Here is a 4,048-nt window from a genome sequence, read left to right as displayed (position 1 = left end):
TAAATGGGATGAGTGCTATGCTTGGACTTGGCGTAGGCACTGTGGCAGCGCCAGGTAGAGTTTGGCGGGCGTCGTCATTATCGCTTGGTATCAGTCAATCATTGTCGCGTTGCCATTCGGCACACATTGTGGTATATATGAACATAGAGCACGTGAACTGGAATGATGAAAAGAATGAGTGGTTAAAGCAAACTCGAGGCGTGTCATTTGAGAGAATTGCATCCCTCGTTTTACAGAGTGACATCCTCGATGTAATCGATAACCCGAATCAGGCGCGGTATCCAGGGCAGCAAATGCTAGTGGTCGAAATTGACAATTACGCTTACTTCGTGCCGTTCGTTGAACAGGGTGGGCGAGCTTTTTTCAAGACGATCATTCCCAGCCGCAAAGCCACGCGAACATATCTCAGGAAGAAATGAAGATGGATGATATAGTTGACCCAAATGACAAAGAACTAAACGCACAGCTAGATGAAGAAGAACGCGAGATTCTCGAATCCTACGAACGAGGTGAATGGGTTCCAGTTCCAGATAAAGAGGCCGTCATTGCACGCCTTCAATCTTACGCCGATGCTACCCTCCGCAAAGATCGCCGCGTCAACATTCGCCTCACCGGCCATGACCTTGCGGCGCTGCAAAACATCGCGCTGGAAGAGGGCATCCCTTATCAGACGTTGATGTCCAGCATCCTGCACAAGTACGTCACCGGCCGCCTGGTCGAACGGCCGCGTTCCATACCGCAACAAGCGACCTACACCGTGCAGGAAGAGCGCGGCTCTTACGACGACTGAGCTAAAATCCGTCCCCTTCTGTCGCCATCCGTAGCCATTTCTTAACGGTTTATTGGTTAAGGCTCCTCAATGAATCCAACCGCCCGCGCCGACGGCCGAGCCCTGGCCGACCTCCGCCCCATTTCATTTGACGTCGGCTTCACCCATTGGGCCGAAGGCTCCGTGCTAGCCCGCTTCGGCGCGACCCACGTTCTGTGCAACGTCACCATCGAGAACAGCCTGCCGTCGTGGCTGAAAAACCGCACGCCGCCCCAGGGCTGGCTGACGGCCGAGTACGCCATGCTGCCGCGCAGCACGCTGACCCGCAGCCCGCGCGAACAGCGCTGGCCGAAGGGACGCACGCAGGAAATCGGCCGGCTGGTCGGCCGCAGCCTGCGCGCCGCGCTCGACCTGTCACTGCTGGGCGAGCGGACGCTAACGGTGGACTGCGACGTGTTGCAGGCCGACGGCGGCACGCGCACGGCGGCCATCACCGGCGGCTGGCTGGCCGTCGCCCTGGCCCTGCGGCCGCTCATTGAGGCGGGGACGCTGCCCGCGGCCGTGCTGATCCGCCAGATCGCCGCCGTCAGCGTCGGTCTGGTTGGTGGGGCGGCGCTGCTCGATCTCGACTATAGCGAGGATGTCGCCGCCGAGGTCGATCTCAACGTGGTCATGACCGCCGCGGGCGAATTCGTGGAGGTGCAGGGTACAGCCGAGGGCGCGCCGTTCGGCCGCGACCAGTTCGACACGCTGCTCGACCGCGCCGCCGCCGGCATCCGCGACCTGTGCGCGCTCCAGACGCGAGCGCTTGGCGGTGATGCCGGCGTTGTAATGCGCTCGTTAATGGGATGATTGTATAATCAATAATAGTACGTAGGGCGAGGCAACCGGGAAATAGGTAGCTATCCGACTGAGCAATACATCCCGGTTCCCTCGCCCCTATTGTAGATCGTCAAGCAGGCCAACAGAGGCGGGAGTACCTCTGCAACGGGAAAACCATATCAGTGAGCACAAAAGTTGATTTCAAGCGGGAGGCGACCGCCCTCTTCGACGACATGGTGCGCGTCCGCCGCGACCTGCACCGCCACCCCGAGCTCGGCTTCCAGGAGACGCGCACGGCCGGCATTGTGGCCGAGACGTTGACCGAACTGGGCCTGGAGGTGCAGACCGGCGTCGGCCAGACCGGCGTGGTGGCCCTGCTGGAGGGCGCGCGCCCCGGCCCCTGCGTCCTGCTGCGCTTCGACATGGACGCCCTGCCCATTCAGGAGGAGAGCACCCACAGCTACGTCTCGGCCAGCCCCGGCATCATGCACGCTTGCGGCCACGACGGCCACGTCTCGATGGGCCTGGCCCTGGCGCGCATCTTTGCCAGGCGGCAGCGCGAGATGGCCGGGACGCTGAAGTTCCTCTTCCAGCCGGCCGAAGAGGGGCTGGGCGGCGCGCTGGCGGTCATGGCCGATGGCGTGCTGGAGGAGCCGCGGCCGGACGTGGCCCTGGCCATGCACCTCTGGTCACCCGTGCCGGTGGGCAAGGCGCGCGTGGTGGACGGGCCGTGCATGGCCTCGTCCAGCGTCTTCACCATTACCGTGCAGGGCAAGGGCGGGCACGGGGCCGCGCCGCACATGGCGACCGATCCCATCCTGGCCGCGTCCCACATCGTCGTCGCCCTGCAAAGCATCGTCAGCCGCAACACCAACCCCCACGAGAGCATTGTCGTCTCCATCGGCGAGTTCTCGGCCGGGACGACGTTCAATGTCATCCCGGAGCGGGCGGTGTTGAAGGGCACGGTGCGCAGCTACGACACCGCCTCCCACCGCATGGTCTACCGGCGCATCCTGGAAATGGTGACGAACGTGGCCGTGGCTTACGGCTGCCGGGCGACGATGGAGACGGTGGCGATCGTGGCCGCCGTGGTCAACGCGCCGGAACCGACGGCCGTAGTGCGCGCCGCGGCGTGCGAGGTGCTGGGCGCGGAGAATGTGGTCGAGCACCGCACAATGGCCGCTGAGGACATGGGCTACATCATGAGCGATATCCCCGGCTGCTACTTCTTCGTCGGGTGCAGCAACGGCGAAGCGACCAACTTCGCCCACCACCACCCGCGCTTCGACTTCGACGAGCGGGCCATGGTCGACGGCGTGACCATCATGGCCAAAGCCGCGGCCCAATACGTCATGAATTAACCACGGATTTAGCGGATGAACACGGATTGAGTCTTTGATTCAATCCGTTCGTATCCGTCAAATCCGTGAGAATCCGTGGTTAGTTCATTCCCCCTCAACGACCTGAAAGCGGTGGCGGGCGCTGGCCTGAGCCCCACCGCTGTCGTAGACGGTCACCACCAGCGTGAACCACTCGCCGACGCGCTCGGCGTTGGTCGGCTCCACCTCGACCTGATCGCTCAAGTGAAAGGGATTGATATCGTCGCTGCCGAAGCCGGCGATCGACCACTCGGCGCGGGTGGCATTCTCGCTGATGATGGTCAGGGCGGTCACCTGGTTCAGCGGCGCTTCGGCCGGGCCTTCGATGGTGACGGCCAGCGCCGGGGCAGGCGTGCCCTCCGCGGGCGGGGCGTCGGCGGCGCGCAACTGGATCAAGCCGAAGACGCCGGCGATGACCGCTGTCAGCAGCGTGGCCGCCGCGCCGATGAGGGCGATGACGACCTGGGTATTCCACTCCCCCTGGTCATTGCGGAAGATTCTGCGCATGGGGTTTAAGAAGAAGAATCCACAGATTTCGCAGATTACGTAGATTTTAAGAGGCTACTCTGCGTAGTTCATGTTACCCACTAAATGCTTGGTTGAAAAATCTATCCCCTACGTTTGGGGGATGGGCGCATAGTATAGGAGGCCAGACCGGCCGCGTCAAACCGTGACGCCAGACCTCTGAGGCCTGGCCTCTTGAGCGTGCCCGTTCCCACATTCTGACAGATAATCCTCCCATGACCTCCACCGACCCTTCTACTCCTAACACCGTCCTCCTCGCCGGCGGCGTCGGCGGGGCCAAGCTGGCCGACGGGCTGGCCCGCGTCTTGCCGCCGGAGCGGCTGACGGTCATCGTCAACACCGGCGACGACTTCCGCCACCTGGGGCTGCCCATCTGCCCCGACCTGGATACGGTCATGTACACCCTGGCTGGCGTCAGCAATGACGAGACGGGCTGGGGACGCGCCGGGGAGAGTTGGCGGGCGGTGGAAGAGGCCGGCCGGTTAGGCGGGCCGGACTGGTTCCGCCTGGGCGACCTCGACCTGGCGACCCATCTGACACGCGCTCACTGGCT

6 protein-coding genes are annotated in these 4,048 nt (G+C 63.0%); 5 read left to right on the top strand and 1 reads right to left on the bottom strand.

All coding sequences use genetic code 11. The annotated features are described in order from the left end of the window. From ACE3UY_RS10310 to ACE3UY_RS10295, 4 genes are all read left to right on the top strand, one after another. A partial coding sequence (locus ACE3UY_RS10310; protein WP_374687450.1) for a BrnT family toxin occupies positions 1–419 on the top strand: 419 nt, incomplete at its 5' end. 2 nt (positions 420–421) lie between these two features. Beyond that, complete coding sequence (locus tag ACE3UY_RS10305; protein ID WP_374687449.1) at positions 422–790, top strand: antitoxin; 369 nt, start codon at positions 422–424, stop codon at positions 788–790. 69 nt (positions 791–859) lie between these two features. Beyond that, positions 860–1,621 carry a ribonuclease PH gene (rph, locus tag ACE3UY_RS10300; protein ID WP_374687448.1) on the top strand — a complete coding sequence of 254 codons (762 nt, stop codon included), beginning with the start codon at positions 860–862 and terminating at the stop codon, positions 1,619–1,621. A 152-nt stretch (positions 1,622–1,773) separates the two neighbouring features. Continuing rightward, positions 1,774–2,952, top strand: a complete 1,179-nt coding sequence (locus tag ACE3UY_RS10295; protein ID WP_374687447.1) for a M20 family metallopeptidase — start codon at positions 1,774–1,776, stop codon at positions 2,950–2,952. An 84-nt stretch (positions 2,953–3,036) separates the two neighbouring features. Here ACE3UY_RS10295 and ACE3UY_RS10290 read toward each other — a convergent pair whose 3' ends face one another. Then, positions 3,037–3,477: a hypothetical protein gene (locus ACE3UY_RS10290; RefSeq protein ID WP_374687446.1), complete on the bottom strand. Its 441-nt coding sequence runs from the start codon at positions 3,475–3,477 to the stop codon at positions 3,037–3,039. A gap of 233 nt (positions 3,478–3,710) precedes the next feature. Here ACE3UY_RS10290 and ACE3UY_RS10285 point away from each other — a divergent pair. Beyond that, positions 3,711–4,048: 2-phospho-L-lactate transferase CofD family protein (locus tag ACE3UY_RS10285; protein ID WP_374687445.1), on the top strand; the 338-nt coding region annotated here is incomplete at its 3' end.

The organism is Promineifilum sp. (SeqCode), assembly GCF_041918635.1.
GTDB lineage: Bacteria > Chloroflexota > Anaerolineae > Promineifilales > Promineifilaceae > Promineifilum.
The sequence above is the reverse complement of the archived record's forward strand: the minus strand, read 5'-3'. Positions and strand labels throughout refer to the sequence as shown.

Bases quoted from the DNA above. Each gene is read 5' to 3' on its own strand.
- ACE3UY_RS10305 (WP_374687449.1), top strand. From the start codon at position 422: ATGGATGATATAGTTGACCCAAATGACAAAGAACTAAACGCACAGCTA.
- rph (WP_374687448.1), top strand. From the start codon at position 860: ATGAATCCAACCGCCCGCGCCGACGGCCGAGCCCTGGCCGACCTCCGC.
- ACE3UY_RS10290 (WP_374687446.1), bottom strand. From the start codon at position 3,477: ATGCGCAGAATCTTCCGCAATGACCAGGGGGAGTGGAATACCCAGGTC.